18 protein-coding genes and 1 pseudogene are annotated in these 17,357 nt (G+C 72.4%); 8 read left to right on the top strand and 11 right to left on the bottom strand.

The window, feature by feature from the left end; genetic code table 11:
• Position 1: 1 nt before the first annotated feature.
• The 4 genes from ACLBXO_RS07620 to ACLBXO_RS07605 all read left to right on the top strand — a co-directional run bounded on the left by ACLBXO_RS07620 (position 2) and on the right by ACLBXO_RS07605 (position 4,639).
• Positions 2-913 carry an amidohydrolase family protein gene (locus ACLBXO_RS07620; protein ID WP_447685007.1) on the top strand — a complete coding sequence of 304 codons (912 nt, stop codon included), beginning with the start codon at positions 2-4 and terminating at the stop codon, positions 911-913.
• A gap of 40 nt (positions 914-953) precedes the next feature.
• Positions 954-2,312 (top strand): MFS transporter, encoded by a 1,359-nt coding sequence (locus ACLBXO_RS07615; protein WP_331316867.1) that lies wholly within the window; start codon positions 954-956, stop codon positions 2,310-2,312.
• 424 nt (positions 2,313-2,736) lie between these two features.
• Entirely contained in the window at positions 2,737-3,267 is a 531-nt protein-coding gene (locus tag ACLBXO_RS07610; protein WP_447685006.1) for a cupin domain-containing protein, read from the top strand.
• A 19-nt stretch (positions 3,268-3,286) separates the two neighbouring features.
• The gene (locus ACLBXO_RS07605; RefSeq protein WP_447685005.1) at positions 3,287-4,639 is read left to right on the top strand and encodes an LLM class flavin-dependent oxidoreductase; all 1,353 of its coding nucleotides are present in this window, start codon (positions 3,287-3,289) and stop codon (positions 4,637-4,639) included.
• Positions 4,640-4,803: 164 nt separating this feature from the next.
• On the opposite strand, the gene ACLBXO_RS07600 is transcribed toward ACLBXO_RS07605, so the two are convergent.
• On the bottom strand, positions 4,804-5,664 hold the full coding sequence (locus ACLBXO_RS07600) for a hypothetical protein (protein WP_020091038.1): 861 nt from the start codon (positions 5,662-5,664) through the stop codon (positions 4,804-4,806).
• A gap of 57 nt (positions 5,665-5,721) precedes the next feature.
• A complete protein-coding gene (locus tag ACLBXO_RS07595; protein WP_331316747.1) occupies positions 5,722-5,997 on the bottom strand; it encodes a hypothetical protein in 276 nt (91 codons plus the stop codon).
• A gap of 154 nt (positions 5,998-6,151) precedes the next feature.
• Here ACLBXO_RS07595 and ppk2 point away from each other — a divergent pair.
• The 3 genes and pseudogenes from ppk2 (at position 6,152) to ACLBXO_RS07580 (ending at position 8,230) form a co-directional block, all read left to right on the top strand.
• Positions 6,152-7,087: pseudogene (ppk2, locus tag ACLBXO_RS07590) on the top strand (polyphosphate kinase 2).
• A gap of 27 nt (positions 7,088-7,114) precedes the next feature.
• Positions 7,115-7,414, top strand: a complete 300-nt coding sequence (locus tag ACLBXO_RS07585; protein ID WP_331316745.1) for a hypothetical protein — start codon at positions 7,115-7,117, stop codon at positions 7,412-7,414.
• A 588-nt stretch (positions 7,415-8,002) separates the two neighbouring features.
• Complete coding sequence (locus ACLBXO_RS07580; RefSeq protein ID WP_020091033.1) at positions 8,003-8,230, top strand: hypothetical protein; 228 nt, start codon at positions 8,003-8,005, stop codon at positions 8,228-8,230.
• Positions 8,231-8,237: 7 nt separating this feature from the next.
• Here ACLBXO_RS07580 and ACLBXO_RS07575 read toward each other — a convergent pair whose 3' ends face one another.
• On the bottom strand, positions 8,238-9,206 hold the full coding sequence (locus ACLBXO_RS07575; RefSeq protein WP_447685004.1) for a helix-turn-helix domain-containing protein: 969 nt from the start codon (positions 9,204-9,206) through the stop codon (positions 8,238-8,240).
• Between the two features lie 121 nt (positions 9,207-9,327).
• On the opposite strand from ACLBXO_RS07575, the gene ACLBXO_RS07570 reads away from it, so the two are divergent.
• Positions 9,328-9,768 (top strand): MucR family transcriptional regulator, encoded by a 441-nt coding sequence (locus ACLBXO_RS07570; protein ID WP_447685003.1) that lies wholly within the window; start codon positions 9,328-9,330, stop codon positions 9,766-9,768.
• 35 nt (positions 9,769-9,803) lie between these two features.
• On the opposite strand, the gene ACLBXO_RS07565 is transcribed toward ACLBXO_RS07570, so the two are convergent.
• The 8 genes from ACLBXO_RS07565 to cydB all read right to left on the bottom strand — a co-directional run bounded on the left by ACLBXO_RS07565 (position 9,804) and on the right by cydB (position 17,356).
• A complete protein-coding gene (locus ACLBXO_RS07565) occupies positions 9,804-10,151 on the bottom strand; it encodes a hypothetical protein (protein ID WP_447685002.1) in 348 nt (115 codons plus the stop codon).
• A 202-nt stretch (positions 10,152-10,353) separates the two neighbouring features.
• On the bottom strand, positions 10,354-10,905 hold the full coding sequence (locus ACLBXO_RS07560) for a hypothetical protein (RefSeq protein ID WP_331316739.1): 552 nt from the start codon (positions 10,903-10,905) through the stop codon (positions 10,354-10,356).
• A 137-nt stretch (positions 10,906-11,042) separates the two neighbouring features.
• Positions 11,043-11,981 carry a pirin family protein gene (locus tag ACLBXO_RS07555; protein ID WP_447685001.1) on the bottom strand — a complete coding sequence of 313 codons (939 nt, stop codon included), beginning with the start codon at positions 11,979-11,981 and terminating at the stop codon, positions 11,043-11,045.
• A 136-nt stretch (positions 11,982-12,117) separates the two neighbouring features.
• Positions 12,118-13,149: an aldo/keto reductase gene (locus tag ACLBXO_RS07550; protein ID WP_331316736.1), complete on the bottom strand. Its 1,032-nt coding sequence runs from the start codon at positions 13,147-13,149 to the stop codon at positions 12,118-12,120.
• A gap of 98 nt (positions 13,150-13,247) precedes the next feature.
• Positions 13,248-14,243, bottom strand: a complete 996-nt coding sequence (locus tag ACLBXO_RS07545) for an HlyD family secretion protein (RefSeq protein WP_447685000.1) — start codon at positions 14,241-14,243, stop codon at positions 13,248-13,250.
• Between the two features lies 1 nt (position 14,244).
• Positions 14,245-14,469, bottom strand: coding sequence for a DUF1656 domain-containing protein (locus ACLBXO_RS07540; RefSeq protein WP_331301698.1), 225 nt, complete (start codon positions 14,467-14,469; stop codon positions 14,245-14,247).
• Positions 14,466-16,322 (bottom strand): FUSC family protein, encoded by a 1,857-nt coding sequence (locus tag ACLBXO_RS07535; protein ID WP_447684999.1) that lies wholly within the window; start codon positions 16,320-16,322, stop codon positions 14,466-14,468. Before ACLBXO_RS07535 ends, ACLBXO_RS07540 begins: the two co-directional genes overlap by 4 nt.
• 47 nt (positions 16,323-16,369) lie before the next feature.
• Entirely contained in the window at positions 16,370-17,356 is a 987-nt protein-coding gene (cydB, locus tag ACLBXO_RS07530; RefSeq protein ID WP_447684998.1) for a cytochrome d ubiquinol oxidase subunit II, read from the bottom strand.
• Position 17,357: the final 1 nt, after the last annotated feature.

Here is a 17,357-nt window from a genome sequence, read left to right as displayed (position 1 = left end):
GATGAACCGGCGCCTGTTCTGCCGCTCCCTGCTCGCGGGCGGCGTCACGCTCGCACTGCCCGTCCGCGGCCGCGCGGCCGGGACCGGCGCCGCCGACGACGGCGTCGCGGCGGTGGACACCCACGCCCACGTCTTCACCCGGTCGCTCACCCTCACGGGCGACCGGCGCTACGCCCCCGACTACGACGCGAGCATCGCCGATTACCGCGCCATGCTGGACCGGAACGGCATGGCCCGCGGCGTGCTGATCCAGCCGAGCTTCCTCGGCACCGACAACGGCTACATGGTCTCGGCCCTGCGCTCCGCGCCGGAGCGGCTGCGCGGCATCGCCGTGCTGGCCCCGGAGGCCGAGACCGCCACCCTGCGCGACCTCGCCGGCCAGGGCGTCGTCGGCCTGCGCCTCAACCTGATCGGCCGGCCGGACCCGGATTTCGCCGGCCCGGTCTGGCGCGCCCACCTCGCGCGCGTCGCGGATCTCGGCTGGCAGATCGAGGTCCAGGCCGAGGCGCGGCGCCTCGCGCGGCTGCTGCCGCCGCTGGTCGAGGCGGGCGTCCCCGTGGTGGTCGACCATTTCGGCCGGATCGACCCCGCCCTCGGCATCGCCGATCCGGGCTTCGCCGACCTGCTCGGCTTCGGCCGCGGCGGCCGCGTCTGGGTCAAGCTCTCGGGCGCCTACCGCATCGGCAGCGGCGAGGCCGGCCGGCAGACGGCGCTGCAGGCGGCCGAGCGCCTGCGCGGCGCCTTCGGGGCGCGGCGCCTGCTCTGGGGCAGCGACTGGCCGCACACGCAGTTCGAGACCAAGGCCAGCCCCGCCGAGGCCCGGCGCGACCTCGACGCCTGGGTGCCGGACCCGGCCGAGCGCCGGATCGTCCTGGCCGAGACGCCCGCCGAACTCTTCCGCTTCGACCGCTAGGCCGAGGCGGGCCCGCCCGAATTCCAGCGAGGACAGGACCATGGCAACACCGACCACGCCACACGCGGCGGACGCGGCCGCCTTCGAGAGCCGAACGATGCGGAAGGTCGGCCTGCGCCTGATCCCCTTCCTCGTGCTCTGCTACTTCATCGCCTACGTCGACCGGGTGAATGTCGGCTTCGCGGCGCTGACCATGAACCACGATCTCGGCCTCTCCGCCGCGGCCTTCGGCCTGGGCGGCGGCCTGTTCTTCGTGGCCTACGTCCTGTTCGAGGTGCCGAGCAACCTCGCCATGGAGCGCGTCGGCGCGCGGATCTGGATCGCGCGAATCATGATCACCTGGGGGCTCGTCGGCATCGGCTCGGCCTTCGTCACCGGTCCGGTCAGCTTCGCCACCGCCCGCTTCCTGCTCGGCGCGGCCGAGGCCGGGTTCTTCCCCGGCGTGATCCTGTACCTGACCTACTGGTTCCCCAAGGCCTACCGGGCGCGGATCGTGGCGATGTTCATGGTCGCGATCCCGCTCTCCAGCTTCTTCGGCTCCCCGCTCTCGGCGGCGCTCCTCACCCTCGACGGCGTCGCGTCCCTGCGCGGCTGGCAGTGGCTGCTGATCATGGAGGCGGTCCCGGCCGTCCTGCTCGGCGTCGCCGCCCTCGCGCTGCTGCCGAGCCGGCCGGCCGAGGCGACCTTCCTGAGCCCGGCGGAGCGCGGCTGGCTGACGGACCGGCTGGAGACCGAGCGGCGCGCCGCCGAGGCGGGCGCCGGGCACCACGCCCACGGCCTCGCGGCGGTCTGGGCGGTGCTCGCGAGCCGGCAGGTCTGGCTCCTCGCCGTGATCTACGCCGGCAGCTCGGCCACCAGCAACACGCTGTCGCTGTGGATGCCGCAGATCCTCAAGGGGTTCGGCCTCAGCAACCTGCAGACCGGCCTGCTGAACATGATCCCGTTCGGCATCGCCTCAGTGTTCATGATCGTCTGGGGCCTGCGGGCGGACCGCAGCGGCGAGCGGATCTGGAGCACGGCGCTGCCGCTGGCGCTGACCTCGGTGAGCTTCGCCCTGACGCTGCTGACGGGCTCGCTCTGGATGACGCTGATCCTGCTCTCGCTGGTCCTGCTCGGCAACTACGCGATCAAGGGACCGTTCTTCGCCCTGGCCACCGAGACGCTGCCGCCGGCCCAGACGGCCGCCGGCATTGCGGCGATCAACACCCTGGCGCATCTCGGCACCGGGGCGATCACCTCGCTCATCGGCGTGCTCCGCGAGCAGACCGGCAGCTTCCCCGTGGCCCTGCTCCCGCTCTGCGCGCTCACCGGCATCGGCTGCGCCCTGGTCTTCTGGATCGGCCGGCACCGGCCGCGGGCAGCGGCCGTCGGGGCGGCCCCGTCGGCCGCCCGGGGCTGAAGCGGCGCAGGCGCCGAGTTCCACGTCGCGGCTCACCCGGTCGAGGGCCGGCAGGGGCGCGCCGCGGATGGCGGCCGAGACCGGGGCGACGGGCAACTTCACCGCCCCGGTCGGCACCCCCGAGCAGGTCGCCGACGCCCAGCGCGACTATCGCGACCTCGCCGCCCGGACCTTCCTGATCCGCGGCTTCAATCCGCTGGAGGGCGCGCCAGTACGGCCGGACCCTGCGGCTGCGCTGATTCGGTCGCGCCGCCCACCGGGCCGCGCCGATCGACGCGTCCATCATCGCCGACGAGCCGCGCGACATCGATCTCTCTGCGTCCGCGCCGGCCTCATTCGGCAGGCCCGCGCCCCGCGGCGATCCTCGACACGAGCGTCTCGCAAACCGCCGCCGCCGTGCGATGATGGCGCTGGAGGACCCGACATGCACGACCACGGCGACGATCACGACCACCATCACGGCCATGCGCAGGATCACGCCCATGATCACGGGGCGCCCGAGCGCTGGAAGCACGACGGCGTGCGGGTGATCCCCGGCGACCGGCTCGACGCCAACACCGCGCAGACGCCAGGCATGTACCGGCAGGCGGCGATCAACGCCGCCCGGGTCGGCGCCCAGAAGATCTGGGCCGGCACGGTGGCGATCCAGCCCGACGCCAAGACCGGCGTCCACCACCACGGCGAACTGGAGAGCGTGATCTACGTGGTCTCGGGCCGCGCCCGGATGCGCTGGGGCGACAAACTCGAGTACGTCGCCGAGGCCGGGCCTGGCGACTTCATCTTCGTGCCGCCCTTCGTGCCGCACCAGGAGATCAACGCCTCGACCGACGAGCCCCTGCACTGCGTGCTGGTGCGCTCCGACAACGAGGCTGTGGTGGTCAACCTGCCCGACGTCGAGGCGGCCGAGGCGCCCGAGACGGTGTACTGGGTCGACCCGATCCACAAGCATCCGTGAGAGACCGGGGACGACAGCCATGAGCCGGGACCGCCAGCTGCATCTCGGCGCCTTCATGCGCCCGGTCGGCATCCACACCGCGTGGTGGCGCTATCCGGGCGGCTACCCGGACGCGAACTTCAACTTCGCGCACCTGGCGCACTTCGCCCGGCGGCTGGAGGCCGCGAAGTTCGACGCGTTCTTCATGGCCGACCATCTGGCGGTGATGAACATGCCGGCGGCGGCGCTCCGCCGCTCGGCCACCGTGACGTCGTTCGATCCGCTGACCCTGCTACCGGCGCTCGCCGTGCTCACCGAGCGGATCGGCCTGATCGCCACCGCGTCGACCACCTACAACGAGCCCTACCACGTCGCCCGCAAGTTCGCCTCGCTCGACCACATCTCGAAGGGACGGGCGGGCTGGAACCTCGTCACCTCCGGCAACCCGGACGAGGCCCTGAACTTCGGCCGGGACGCGCATCTGGAGCACGCCACCCGCTACGCCCGCGCCCGCGAGTTCTTCGACGTGGTGACCGGCCTGTGGGATTCCTTCGCCGACGACGCCTTCACGAAGGATCCGGCGAGCGGGCTGTTCTTCGACCCGGCGAAGATGCACGTCCTCGACCACCGCGGCGGTTTCCTGACGGTGAAGGGCCCGCTCAACGTCGCCCGGCCGGTGCAGGGCTGGCCGGTGATCGTCCAGGCCGGCGCCTCCGAGGCCGGCAAGCAGATCGCCGCCGAGACCGCCGAGATGGTGTTCGGCGCGGGCTCGACCCTGGAGGCGGCGCGGGCCTTCTACGCCGACGTGAAGGGCCGGATGCCGGCGGCGGGGCGCGATCCGGACCAGCTCAAGATCCTGCCCGGCTGCTTCGTCGTCCTGGGCGAGACGGAGGGCGAGGCGCAGGCCAAGAAGGCGCGCCTCGACGACCTCGTCCATCCCGACAGCGGCCTCGCCAACCTGTCGGTGCGCCTCGGCGTCGACGCGACGGGCTTCGACCTCGACGGGCCGCTGCCGGAGCTCCCGGAGAGCAACGCCAGCAAGAGCGGGCAGGCCCAGATCGTCGACTACGCCCGGCGCACCGGCGCGACCGTGCGGGAACTCGCCCGCAAGGTCGGCGGCTACGGCGGCCTGCAGATGGTCGGCACGCCCGCCCAGGTGGCCGACCGGATGGAGGAGTGGCTGGAGACGCGCGCCTGCGACGGCTTCAACGTGATGTTCCCGTTCGTGCCCGAAGGGCTCGACGACGTCGTCGACCGGCTGGTGCCGGAACTGCAGCGGCGCGGGCTGTTCCGCCGGGACTACGCGGGGACGACGCTGCGCGACCATCTCGGCCTCGCGCGGCCGGCCAACCGCTTCTTCCCGTCCGACGCCCCGCCGCCGCCGGTGAGCTGATCGTCCCGCCGCGCGTACCCGCGCCGTCGACCTGCGGGTCGGCGGCACCTCGGCCGAGTCCGGTCGGCCCACCCTGGAGAGGCCGTTCGTGGCGGCGGAGCTGGTCCGGGCCGTGACCAGGCTCGTCGCGGCCGCCCGAGACCGCCGCGCCGCCCGGCGCGGCGTCAGAGCGGACCCGGCCCGGGATGCGGGCCCATGCGCCGGCGGTCGTGCTCGATGGCGAAGACGTGGGCGTAGAGGTTCGCGACCCAGCCCCGTCCCTCGACCGTGAGGTCGAGGAAGCGGATCGCGTCCCCGATCACCGGCTCGATCTTGCCCCAGAAGAACGACGGGTAGCGCTCCGCGAGGTCGGCCGGGCTGTCGTAGCCGAGCTCGGCGTTGACGCCGATCTCGGCGAATTCGTGGAACAGGGCGTTCAGTTTGCGCGGGTAGAGCGGGTCGCCGAGCTGACCGATCAGGTCGGCCGCCCGCAGCAGCCCGGCCTCGGTCCCGGTCTCGCGATGGGAATCGTCTTCCGGGACCGGGAAGCGGGTCAGCTCGATCGCCCGGATGACCCGGGACGCGTCGACGAGATCGTGCGTGCCGAAGCGCTCCTGCACCGCCAGTTTCGAGCGCTCGACGTGGTAGGGCGCCAGGGCCGCGTCGGAGGCGCCCCGGGGCAGGCTGACGGTCGTGCCCTGCGCGTCGATGACGAAGGCCTGCAATCGGTCTCCGGCGCAGACGCCGCGCACGTAGCCGATATCGTGGTAGAGGGCGGCCAGGATCATGTGCAGCCAGTCCTCCGGCGTGATGCCCTGCTGCAGGAAGCGGCCGCGGAGGATGTCCTGGGCGACCAGGGTGACGAGAGCCGTGTGGTCGCCGTCGTGGTAGAGGGCGTCGCTCCCGACGATCCGCTCGATCGTCAGGCGCGCCGCGGCCTCGATGATCTCGGCGTAGCGCGGCTCCCGGCTGCCGAAGGTCCGCTGGTAGGTCAGGGCCAGGTGCTCGCCGAGGGCGTCGGCGAGCATCTTGGTCGCGTCGAACATGGGATCCTCGCCGTCAGCTGCGTCGGGCGCCGCCGCGCCCGGCCGGGTCGATGGAGATCACGCGGATCGCTCCCCGCGATCGACGAACCGCTCCTCGAGATAGGCCGCCGCGTCCGCGTAGAGTTCGTAGCGGCGCATCAGCACCGCGCGCCTGTCGGCCTTCGTCGCGGCGTCGAGCTTGGCCTGGGCCTTGTCGGCGCGGGCGCGCAGCTTCCCGGCGAGCTTCTCGAAGGCGGCATCGATGCGCGCGCCGACCTTCTCGCCCTCGGCGCGCGCCGGGTCCGGGTCGTCCCGCCGACGCTGCGGCGTGGCCCTCGTCGCTTCTCCAGCCATGACGCATCTCCGGTCGCCCCGATCGGTGGCGAGACCGTATGCCGGAACGATCACGGGCGCGACATGGGATCGGCCGCCGACGGCGCGGCGCTTTCTCAGGCGTGTCACGGAACACTGCTCTAGCTCGGCCCCGCGACGCGCAGGAGAACCGGCGATGCGGCCCGACGACAGCTCTGCCCTGGATGCCACCCTGGATCACACCCTGGAGGCGATCCGGCGCGACCTCGCCGACAGCTACGACGAGGAGCTGGAACTCGGGCTCGAGGAGGAGCGCCTCGACCGGTGCGCGGCCGAGTTCGGCGGCGCGCCGCCCGATCGGCTCGATCGCAGCGTCTACTTCCGCGAACTGCTCCGGCTGCAGCACGAGCTGGTCCGCCTCCAGGACTGAGTGCAGGATCGGAAGCTGCGCGTCGTCGTACTGTTCGAGGGCCGCGACTCGGCCGGCAAGGGCGGCGTGATCAAGCGGATCACCCAGCGCCTCAATCCCCGCGTCTGCCGCGTGGCCGCCTTGCCCGCCCCGAGCGAGCGCGAGCGGACGCAATGGTATTTCCAGCGCTACGTCTCCCATCTGCCCGCCGGCGGCGAGATCGTGCTGTTCGACCGCTCCTGGTACAACCGCGCCGGCGTCGAGCGGGTCATGGGCTTCTGCACCGAGGCGGAGGTCGAGGAGTTCTTCCGGTCGGTCCCCGAGTTCGAGCGCATGCTCGTGCGCTCCGGCATCGTCCTGGTCAAATACTGGTTCTCGATCACCGATGCCGAGCAGGAATTCCGCTTCCAGATGCGGATCCACGATCCGCTGAAGCAGTGGAAGCTGTCGCCCATGGATGTCGAGTCGCGTCGACGCTGGGAGGACTACACCCGGGCGAAGGAGGACATGCTGGCCCGGACGCATATCCCCGAGGCGCCCTGGTGGGTGGTCGAGGCCGTGGACAAGCGGCGGGCCCGGCTGAACTGCATCAGCCACCTGCTCGGCCAGATCCCCTACGGCAGCGTGGCGCACCCGCCGGTCCATCTGCCCGAGCGCCTGCGGCACGCCGACTACGTGCGCGGCCCGGTCCCCGCCGCGATGGTCGTGCCGGCCGCGTACTGATCGCGGCGCGGAGACGGTGCGGGAGTCGTGATCCTGTCGCGGTGGCGCGGCTATATCGCCGCCATGGCGAAGCGCCCGATGACTCTCGACCTGTTCACGACCCTGGATATCGTCGATGACGACGTCTCGGCCGTCGTCGACGCCTATCTGGCCGATCCAACGCCCGGCTCGGTGGCGTTCGGCGACGGCTTCCGCATCGATCCCGCGGCGGCGGTGGCCTCGCATCCCTTCGCCCGGACGCTGATCGATCAGCCCTGGGCCGATGCCGGGCTGCGCCGAGCCGCCATCCGCGCGGCCATCCTGCTGGCGGAGCCGGAACGGGTCTGACCGATCGACCGAGCGTCGCGCGACGGTCACGCGACGGTCACGCGGCCGTCACGCGGCCGTCATGGGCGGGATGGCAATTCGCCGTCACGGCGAACCTCCCGACCCTATGCCGCCACTCCGCCCGCCCGGTCCCACCGTGGCGGGCTTTTGTCTGCCCGCGGGACGGCCGTCTCGTTGACGCCCGTCGGATCGGTGCGGGGCCCGCCCCCGGCACCTGATCGGCACCGCTCCGCCGGATCCTACGCCTAAAACGGTACGCGCGCGGCCCTCCGCCTTCACGACGCTCGGTTGTATTCTGACGCCGAGACGGGGCGGATGAACGGCGTGCCGCCACGGTGAACAGTTGGTTTACCCAAACCGGACAATTGCGCCGACCGCCCCGATCCGGGCGCGATCGGCGGGCGTTCTACGGGCAGTTCCACCGGAGACGTGCTGACATGCTGATCCTGAATCCGACGACCGGGCAGATGGTCGAGGTGCGCGTGCCCCGGCCCAAGCCGAGAGCCGCCTGACCGCGCGCCCGTCCTCCATCCGCTTCCCCGCACGCCTGCGGCCCAGGCGGCGTGCCCCTCCAGCCCCGCACGACCCATGCTCCCGACCGATCTCGACCGACCCGCCGAGCTGACCCTCTGGCCGGGCTACGCGCCCGCCCGGGTGGCCGTGTCACACAGCTTCCCCACGCTGCGGGCGGCCCTCGCCGCCGCGGTCGCGGCGATCGACGCCGAGGATGCCAATCCCTGGATCATCACCGAGGGCGGCGACATCCTCGCTCCGGGATGGATCCGCGCGAACACCGCGGGTGCCGTCCTGCAGTAGCGGGTCGTCAGCCGACGAGGTCGGGCACGCCCCGGTTGCGCCACCGGTACTCGCTCGGCGAGATCCCGTAGCTGTCCTTGAAACGTCGGCTGAAATGGCTCTGGGTGCAGAATCCGCAGCTATAGGCCAGCTCACCGACGGCCAGATGGGCGAAGCCGGGATCGCCGAGGCGCTGCGCGGCGATTTCCAGGCGCCGCCGCCAGATCCAGTCCGCGATGTTGCGATCCTGCTCGCGGAACAGGGCCTGGAGGTGGCGCAGCGACACGCCGACGGCCGCCGCGAGTCGGGCGGGATCCAGGTTCAGGTCGCCGAGATGGGCCTCGATATGGGCCAGGGCGCGCTGGAAGATCACAACCCCCTGGATGTTCTTGGGGGTCTCGTGCGCGAGGCGCTCCGCGATGCTCGCGACGATGAGATCGACGCCGACCGACGCCATGCGGTTCGACATGTCGGGGGTCAGCCGCCCGGCATTGCGGACCAGCTCCTGGAAAAAGGTCGTGACCATCGACGTGCCGACCTGATCCGCACCGATCGTGAGGGACGTGAACCGGCGCGTCGAGCCGAGGGCGCGCTCCAGGGATTCGCGCGGCACCTCGACGAACAGCGTCTGCGTGTCGACCTCGGAGGCCATCGTCGCCGGCCGCCGGTCCATCACGACGATGTCGCCGGGATTCTGAATCGCGGTGCGGTCGTCCTGCGCGCTGTACACGCGGCCCCTGAGCGTGATCGCGACGTTGAGTGTCTCGTGCTTGCCGTGCCGGCGTATCGTGTCCGGGGTCGCGACGGTGGTGACGGCGCTCTGCGTCACGCGCGTGATCAGCAGCGGCCCGACCTCGGCGGCCTCCAGGGTGCCGGTGAAACTGCGCGCCCCGGCAGGCGTGAGTTCGACCGGCACGATCCGCTCGAAGATCGTTTCACGCCAGAGGCGGAAACTGTCTTTCGGCTTGAAATCCGCCGTCGAGAACAAAGTCCTCATCACAACTTCTTGTATTCATACTTCGCCGCGCGCGCTTGGGAAAACGGTAGCACGCTCTCAGGCAAGCGCAACGGCGCGGGCCGACTTATCAAGGTTCTTGACCTTTCCAGGAGCCTAAAACGTGTCCGATTCGACCCTTGTCAGCCCTCAAACCAATATCGTGCTGACGGCGGGGCTCGTCGCTGCCTACGTATCGAACAATCGGGTTTCCACCGCCGATCTCCCGTCCCTGATCGCGCAGTGTCACGACGCGCTCACCGCGCTGGCCGGCCGCGGGACGGCGTCGATCGAGGCGGCGGATCTGGACGCGCCGCGCGACCGGCCCACCGCTGCGCAGATCCGCAACTCGATCCGGCCCGACGGCATCGTGAGCTTCATCGACGGGCGCCGCTACAAGACGCTCAAGCGCCACCTCACCGCCCACGGCCTGCACCCGCAGAGCTATCGCGAGCGCTACGGCCTCCCGGCGGACTACCCGATGGTCGCCAAGGAATACGCCGAGCGGCGGTCGGTGCTGGCGCGCTCGATCGGCCTCGGCGTGCCGAGCGAGCGCGCCGCCTGATCCGACCGGCCTCCGCGCGGCTGGCGGTCCCGGCCTCAGGCGGCCGCGTGCCGTCCGTCGGGCCGCAGGTCCCGGCTGGCCTGCTCGATCCGCTTCAGCCAGTCCTCGGCCGCCGACGCCCGCAGGGTCGCGGCCTCGGCGCGCGCCTCAGCGTCCCGGACGCGGCGGTCGGCCTCGGTCTCGCGATCGTGGACCTGCCGCGCCGCCTGCGCCCGCGTCTCCTCCAGGAGCGCCCGCAGGGCCTGGATCTCCCGCTGGGCGGCCTCCAGATCCGCGGCCAGCGTCTCGCAGGTGGTCGATTGCTGGCGCAGGCGCTGATCCTGCGCCTGGGCCGCGACGCTCGCGGCCGACAGTGTGTCGAGGATCTGGCTCCAGTCCGCCACCGGCCGCGCCGGGCGATCCGGGTCGGGTTCGCGAAGCGCTTCGCGAGCCTCCGCTGTGGGCGGCGCATCGGTCGTCCGGAGGTCGCCGGCGCGTGCCGGGGCGGGCTCCGCGGGTTCTCCGCGCGCGCGAGCGATGCGGGCGTCGAGCTGGGCCCAGAACGCCGCGTTCATCGCCGTGGCGACTCCGCCTGACCCGCGCCGGTCACGAGGCCGCCCGCGTCGCGCAGGCCCGGTTGCGGGCGTCCTGGGTGCTGTCCGCCTGTCCGGGCGCCTGGCCGCCCGGCTGCATCACGAACTCCGCGTCGATCGTCTCGGCGATGCGCTGGAGCATCTGCTCCGCCGCCGCGGCCCGCTCCTCGGCGGCCGCGGCCCGGTCCTCGGCGGCCTGGATCAGCTTGATCGCCTGCGCGTGGACCTCGTGGGTTTCCCGCTCGGCCGCCAGCACCTGGGCGCGGGCCGCGTCCATGTCGGCGCGCACCTGCCGCAGCAGCTCCTGGACATGCGTCTCCTGCTCCTGCGCCCGGTCCTCGACGTCCCGGATGTAGCGCGCCGCGCCCTGCACCCGCTCCAGCAGGTCGGGCCACCGCTCGACCGGCGACGGGGCCTGGTTGCGCCCCTGCGCCGAGACGCGCTCGTCCGCGGCGAGCAGGACGAGGTTGCCGGTGCGGATCCGGGTCGTCGGCTCGCGGGCGTCGCGCGCGACGACATCGATCTGGTCCAGCGCCTCGGCCTTGGAGTGCTTCGTCTGTTCCATCACGCGTCCTGCCGACAGGGTCCAGCGCAAGCCTCCGGTGAGGCATCGGCGTCCGCCTCACACCGACGCAAAATGGTTAACAACTCCTTAATGTTCGCGCTAGGGTTGCGCCGCCGAGGCGATACCCGCGCGACGCCTCAGGGATAGCGGACGGGCTGCGGGTCCTCCGGCAGCGGGATGAACTCGGCGTCGCTCGGCACGGTGTCGAACCGGCCCTGCCGCCAATCCTCTTTGGCCTGCGCGATCCGCTCGGGCCGGGACGAGACGAAGTTCCACCACAGGTGGCGTGGGCCGTCCATCGGCTCGCCGCCCAGCACCATGAACCGGGCCGATTCCGTGGCGCGCACGCTGATGCGGTCGCCGGGCCGGAACACCAGCAGCTGGCCGGGGCCGAACCCGTCGCCGGCGATCTCGATGGCGCCCGCGACCGTGTAGAGCGCCCGCTCGTCGTAGGTCGGATCGAGGGGCAGCACGGCGCCGGCCTCGAGCGCCACGTCGGCGTAGACCATCGGGCTCGATGTCCGGACCGGCGAGCGCGCCCCGAAGGCCTCGCCGGCGATCAGCCGGACGGTCTTGCCCTCGCCGGTGAGGACCGGCAGCGCGGCGGCGTCGTAGTGCTCGAAGGCGGGGGCGTTCTCCTCGTCCCGGTCCGTCAGCGCGACCCAGCTCTGGATGCCGAACAGGCGGGAGCCGGTCTGACGCAGCGTCGGGGCGGTGCGCTCCGAGTGGGTGATGCCGCGGCCGGCGGTCATCCAGTTCAGCTCGCCCGGCCGGATCGGCATCTCCGTGCCGAGGCTGTCGCGGTGCATGATCTCGCCGTCGAACAGGTAGGTGACGGTGGAGAGGCCGATATGCGGGTGCGGCCGCACGTCCATGCCCTGCCCGAGCAGGAACTCCGAGGGGCCCATCTGGTCGAAGAAGATGAACGGCCCGACCATCCGGCACTCGGTGGAGGGCAGCGCCCGGCGCACCGCGAAGGAGCCGAGATCGCGCGAGCGGGGCACGATCAGGGTCTGGATCGCGTCGCAGCTGAAATGGTCGCCCGGGATCGGGTCCTCGGCACTGTGCCAGCTCATCGCCTTGCTCCTTCGCGCGGGGGGGCGGTCCCCCGTCCGCAGGCATCCTGGACCGGGAGCGACCGGGTTGGAACAGAAACGATCGAAACGCATCGTTTCCGAAAAATCGCCCGATCGTCCCGGCCGGGGCGACGGCCTACCAGGGGGTCGGCTTGGGGTTGCGCTCGTCGAAGCCGCGCTGGTGCCAGTACGGGTAGATCGGCGTCTCCTGGCTCGCCGCGTCGAGGCGGGCGACCTGCTCGGCCGTCAGTGTCCAGCCGAGGGCGCCGAGATTCTGCTTCAGCTGCTCCTCGTTGCGAGCGCCGACCACGATGTTGCACACGGTCGGTCGGGTCAGCAGCCAGTTGAGCGCGACCTGCGCCACCGTCTTGCCCGTCTCGGCCGCCACGGCATCGAGGGCGTCGACCACGCCGAACAGGTAGTCGTCGGAGACCGGCGGCCCGCCCTCGGCACCGCCGGCGGCGATGCGGCCGCTCTGGTTGGCCTGTCCGCGGCGGATCTTGCCAGTGAGGCGGCCCCAGCCCAGCGGGCTCCAGACCATCAGACCGACGCCCTGGTCGAGGCCGAGCGGCATCAGCTCCCACTCGTAGTGGCGGCCGATCAGGGAGTAGTAGCCCTGGTAGGCGACGTAGCGGGCGAGCCCGTGGCGCTCGGAGGTCGCGAGCGCCTTCATGAGCTGCCAGCCCGAGAAGTTGGACGCGCCGATATAGCCGATCTTGCCCGCGCGGGTGAGGTCGTCCAGCGCCCGCAGCGTCTCGTCCACGGGGGTGAGCGCGTCGAAGCCGTGCATGAAGTAGACGTCGATATGGTCGGTGCCGAGCCGCCTCAGACTGGCCTCGCAGGCGCGGACCAGGTGGTAGCGCGAGGAGCCGACTTGGTTCAGCTCGTCGTTGAACCGGAAGGTCGCCTTGGTGGAGATCAGCGCCCGGTCGCGCTTGCCCTTGAGGGCCTGCCCCAGGATCTCCTCCGAGGCGCCGCCCGAGTAGATGTCGGCCGTGTCGAAGAAGTTGACGCCGGACTCGAGGCAGAGATCGACCATGCGGGTCGCCTCGGCGACGTCCGTCTGCCCCCAGCGCTGGAAGAATTCGTTCGTGCCGCCGAAGGTGCCGGTGCCGAAGCTGAGCACCGGTACGGTGAGGCCTGAGCGTCCGAACTGCCTGTAGTCCATCGGATCCTCGTCGCGATCGCGGCCGCCGCGCGTCGGCGCGCCTGCCGGTCTAACGCGGCGAGCCGCCCCGGTTCTCCCGGCCGGCACGGCGCGATCGGTCAGCGCCGCGACTCGACGACCGGCGTCCCGTCGCAGCGCTGGCCGGCGGCCGCGCCCGTGCGCCGGTCGGGCGGCAGGGCGTCCGGGGGCCCGGCCGTCTCGGCCAGGATCGCGACGTTCGCCGTCATCCCGGCCGCCAGCACGATCGGGCAGGGCACGTCGTCGAGGTCGATCCGGATCGGCACCCGCTGCGCCAGCCGGACCCAGGTGAAGATCGGGTTGACCGTCGGCAGCCCCTGGACGCCCGGGGCGGCGTCGGCGACGCTGATCCCGCGGCCGAGGCCGGTGACGCGCCCTCGGATCGGACGGTCCGGCCACGCCATCAGCGACACGCGCGCGGCGTCGCCCGCGCCGATGCGCGGGAGCTGCGTCTCCTCGAAATAGCCCTCGATCCAGAAGCTGTCGCCGTTGACCAGCGTCAGCGCCGGCTGCCCCGTGGTGGCGAACCCGCCTTCCTGCAACAGCAGGTTGGTGACCCAGCCGTTCACGGTCGCCCGCAGGGTCGTGCGCTCCAGGTTGAGCCGCGCCTGCGCCAGCGCGCCCTCCGCCTGGACCACGTCGGCCTGGGCGGCCTGCGCCTGACCGCTGGTCGTCTGCTTCTGCTGCGGCGTGGTGGCGAGGTCGTCGAGATCGGCGGTGCGCTGCGCGATCCCCGCGAGGTACCCGGCTCGCGCCCGGGCGCTGGCGAGGGCGCCCTCGGCCTGGGTCACGGCGTTCCTGAACGTGCCGGGGTCGATCGTGAACAGCACGTCGCCCTTGCGGACGAACTGGTTGTCGCGGACCCGGACCGCCACCACCGTCCCGGAGACCTCGGGGGCCACCTGCACGGTGTAGACGCGCACGCGCCCGTCCCGGGTCCAGGGCGTGTAGGCGTAGTAGAGGAAGGCGAGATAGGCGAGGCCCACGGCCGCCGCCAGCGCCAGCAGGGTGGCGGCGACGTTGTAGGCGGGCGGCGGCTGCCAGTCGCGCAGCGACGGTCGCGGGTTCGGGGCCATGTCACGGGCCCTGGACGCGCAGGGACAGGATCAGCAGCGCCGTCACGGCGGTCAGAAGGCTGAAGTCGAACAGGGCGCGGTTCCAGACGAGGTGGTTGATGCCGATCCGGTCCAGGATCCAGCGCAGGCCCCAGGTGATCACCAGGGCGGCGAGCAGGCAGATCACCGCGGGCTCGACGAAGAGCCCCAGCACGTCGACCGCCCGCAACCCGACCACGCCGATCACGCCCGCCCTCCCGGATCGAGGTTCGGCCAGCCCGCGCGGTCGAGATCCGACACGAGGGCGGCCAGCGCCCCGATGCGCTCTGCCTGGAGCGGCAGGGTCGCCCGGTCGGCGAGATCGCGCAAGGGATCCGGCGCCGTCTCCGGCCCCGCCGGACGGGACGCGGCGAGCCGCGCCCAGACCGCCCGGCCGACGCGGCGGCCCTCCCGGTCGTCCGTCTCCCGCAGGGCGAGCAGCAGGAGCCCGACGACGAGCAGACGCTCGCCGCTCCGGGCCGCCGCGTCGTCCGCCCCGATCAGGGCGAGCCGGCCGAAGCCCCGGGCGAGGTAGCGGTCGCGGGGCGGCAGCAGGAGCGCCGGGTCGAGGGCCGCGCCGCGCACCGACCGGACGAGCCGGCGGCGGGCCCGAAGGCGCAGGGTCGCGGCGCTCACGGGCGGCGGCAGGGCAGCGAACGCGATCGCCGCCACCGCCATGCCGAGCAACTCGGCCAGCACGGTGTTGAGCGAGTCGGCGAGGTCGTAGGTCATCGGGTTCTTGGGATCGAGCACGCCGAAGACGAAGAAGCCGAAGCCGATCCCGTAGATCGCGCGCTTGTCGGCGCGGCCGACCACCGCCAGCATCGCCACCGGCAGCAGCACCGCGGCCAGCAGCGCGAAGCTCCCGGAGGTCGTCAGCAGGGTGTAGCGGACGGTGAGCCCGACCACGCCGGCGAGCAGCGCGCCGACCAGGAAGGCGCGGGATTCCGCGCGCGGGTCGGCATGGGCGGCGAGCAGGACGCAGACGAGGCTCGCCCAGGTCGCGGCGCCCGCCCCGTGCGACCAGCCGGTGGCGTACCAGAAGCCGTTGACGAGCAGGACGGCGGCGGCGGTGCGCAGGCCATTGTCGAAGGCGTGCCAGCCGTCCCAGTCCAGGTCGTTCCACAGGAGCAGGTGCGGGCGGAACGGCACCCGCCGCCGGCCCACGCGCCCGCCGGCCCGCAGGAGCCGGGCCGAGACCCGGACGCGCCCGATCTGCCGGACGGCGATCGCCCCGCCTGCCCCGATCAGGTCGGTCGAGCGCGAGCCCGGCCTGTCCGGCAGCAGCGCCCGCAGCAGGCCCGCGGCGAGCACCCGCCGCAGCCGGGGGGCGGCGTTGCGGATGCCGCGGCCGCCGGAGCGGAGGGAGGGCTGCTCGGTGAACGTGTCGGTGACCTCCTCGCCCAGGGTCATGACGGCGGCGATCGGCATCGGGCCGGGCCGCTCGCCCCGCCGCAGGGCGGCCATCCAGGCGTCGCAGGCCTCGGCGGCCGCCTCGAGCCGTCCCGCCAGCACGCGGCTGACGGCGGGGACGCCCGGCGCCACGAACACGTTCGACGCGTAGGCGCAGCCGATCCCCAGCAGGATCGTCGAGCAGCGGTCGACGCCGATCTGGAACACGGCCTCCGGGTTCTGCACGTCGGCCAGCGCGATGATCGGCACGGTGAAGCCCATCGAGGCGAAGCCGTAGGCGCGCTGGCCGCTCTCGACGCTGGAGGCCGCGGTGAGCAGGCCCATCCAGAGGGCCAGCGCGAGGTCGAAGGCCAGGGTCGCCTGGGCGAAATTGGCCACCAGCACCATCGCGACCGTGACGCCCACCAGCGTGCTGCCGGCCCGCCACAGGCTCTTGCGCAGGGAGGCCGCGCGGGTGGCGAGCGTGACCGAGATGACCGTCCAGCCGGCCCAGTGCGGCAGCGCCAACTCGAGCCACATGGCGAGCCAGATCGCCGCGATCGCGGTGAGGGCGATGCGCACGGCCTCGGCGGCCTCGCGCGGCCACCACGCGGCGGCGCGCCGGAGGAGCCCCGGCGCGTCGTCGTCGAGCGCGACCTCACCGGCCACGGCGCGGCCTCAGCGGCCGGGGCGGGGCCGGGAGGCCGGTCGCGGGCTCACTCATAGTGCTCGGCGACGTCGACCTTCCCCTTGAACACCCGGTAGACCACCAGGGTGTAGATCAGGGTGATCGGCAGGACCACGATCCCGGCGCCCCAGAACAGGAAGGACAGGCTCGCCTCCGGCGCCGCCGCCTCGGTCACCGTCACGCTGAACGGCACCATGTAGGGCAGGAACGAGGCCGCGAGCGTGGCGAAGGCGGCGGCGAAGATCAGCGCCACCAGCGGGAAGGGCAGGGCGTCGTTCCGGCGCCGCACCGCGTAGAGGAGGCCCGCGCAGGCCGCGGCCCCCACGAGGGGCAGGACCAGCATCTCGGGCCGCTCGAGCCAGCGGTGGAGCACCCGCAGGTTCATCGCCAGCGCGTACGCGAAGGCCGCGCCGAGGAAGACCAGCACCCCGAACAGGAGCCGCGGCAGCAGCCGGAAGCCGAGGTCGCGCACGTCGGACTCGGTCTTGCCGCACAGCCACGCGGCGCCGAGCAGCGCGTAGCCGAGGCACAGGCCGAGCCCGCAGAGCAGCGAGAACGGCGTGAGCCACGTGAACGCCCCGCCGGCGTAGAGCCCGTCGCGCACCGGCAGTTCCTGCACCAGCGCCCCGACCGTCACGCCCTGCACGAAGGCCGCACAGTAGGAGCCGCCGACGAAGCCCGCGTCCCAGACCCGCCGCAGCCGCCGGGACTTGTAGCGGAACTCGAAGGCGACGCCGCGCAGGATCAGGGCGGCGAGCATCAGGAGGAGCGGCAGGTAGAAGGCCGAGAGCAGCAGCGCGTAGACCGTCGGGAAGGCGCCGAACAGGATCGTGGCGGCGAGCACCAGCCAGGTCTCGTTGCCGTCCCAGACCGGGGCGATCGCCTGCATCATGTGTCGGCGCGCCGTCTCGTCCGGGGCGATCCCGAACAGCATGCCGACGCCGAGGTCGAACCCGTCGAGCAGCACGTAGAGCATCAGGGTGAGGGCGAGGGCGGCGGCCCAGAATTCGATCACG

This window comes from Methylobacterium sp. C33D (assembly GCF_053345825.1).
This window is presented reverse-complemented; position numbering and strand designations above follow the sequence as displayed.

Bases quoted from the DNA above. Each gene is read 5' to 3' on its own strand.
- ACLBXO_RS07615 (WP_331316867.1), top strand. From the start codon at position 954: ATGGCAACACCGACCACGCCACACGCGGCGGACGCGGCCGCCTTCGAG.
- ACLBXO_RS07550 (WP_331316736.1), bottom strand. From the start codon at position 13,149: ATGGACTACAGGCAGTTCGGACGCTCAGGCCTCACCGTACCGGTGCTC.
- ACLBXO_RS07595 (WP_331316747.1), bottom strand. From the start codon at position 5,997: ATGGCTGGAGAAGCGACGAGGGCCACGCCGCAGCGTCGGCGGGACGAC.
- ACLBXO_RS07620 (WP_447685007.1), top strand. From the start codon at position 2: ATGAACCGGCGCCTGTTCTGCCGCTCCCTGCTCGCGGGCGGCGTCACG.
- ACLBXO_RS07575 (WP_447685004.1), bottom strand. From the start codon at position 9,206: ATGAGGACTTTGTTCTCGACGGCGGATTTCAAGCCGAAAGACAGTTTC.
- ACLBXO_RS07605 (WP_447685005.1), top strand. From the start codon at position 3,287: ATGAGCCGGGACCGCCAGCTGCATCTCGGCGCCTTCATGCGCCCGGTC.
- ACLBXO_RS07580 (WP_020091033.1), top strand. From the start codon at position 8,003: ATGCTCCCGACCGATCTCGACCGACCCGCCGAGCTGACCCTCTGGCCG.
- ACLBXO_RS07560 (WP_331316739.1), bottom strand. From the start codon at position 10,905: ATGGAACAGACGAAGCACTCCAAGGCCGAGGCGCTGGACCAGATCGAT.
- ACLBXO_RS07610 (WP_447685006.1), top strand. From the start codon at position 2,737: ATGCACGACCACGGCGACGATCACGACCACCATCACGGCCATGCGCAG.
- ACLBXO_RS07600 (WP_020091038.1), bottom strand. From the start codon at position 5,664: ATGTTCGACGCGACCAAGATGCTCGCCGACGCCCTCGGCGAGCACCTG.
- ACLBXO_RS07545 (WP_447685000.1), bottom strand. From the start codon at position 14,243: ATGGCCCCGAACCCGCGACCGTCGCTGCGCGACTGGCAGCCGCCGCCC.
- ACLBXO_RS07555 (WP_447685001.1), bottom strand. From the start codon at position 11,981: ATGAGCTGGCACAGTGCCGAGGACCCGATCCCGGGCGACCATTTCAGC.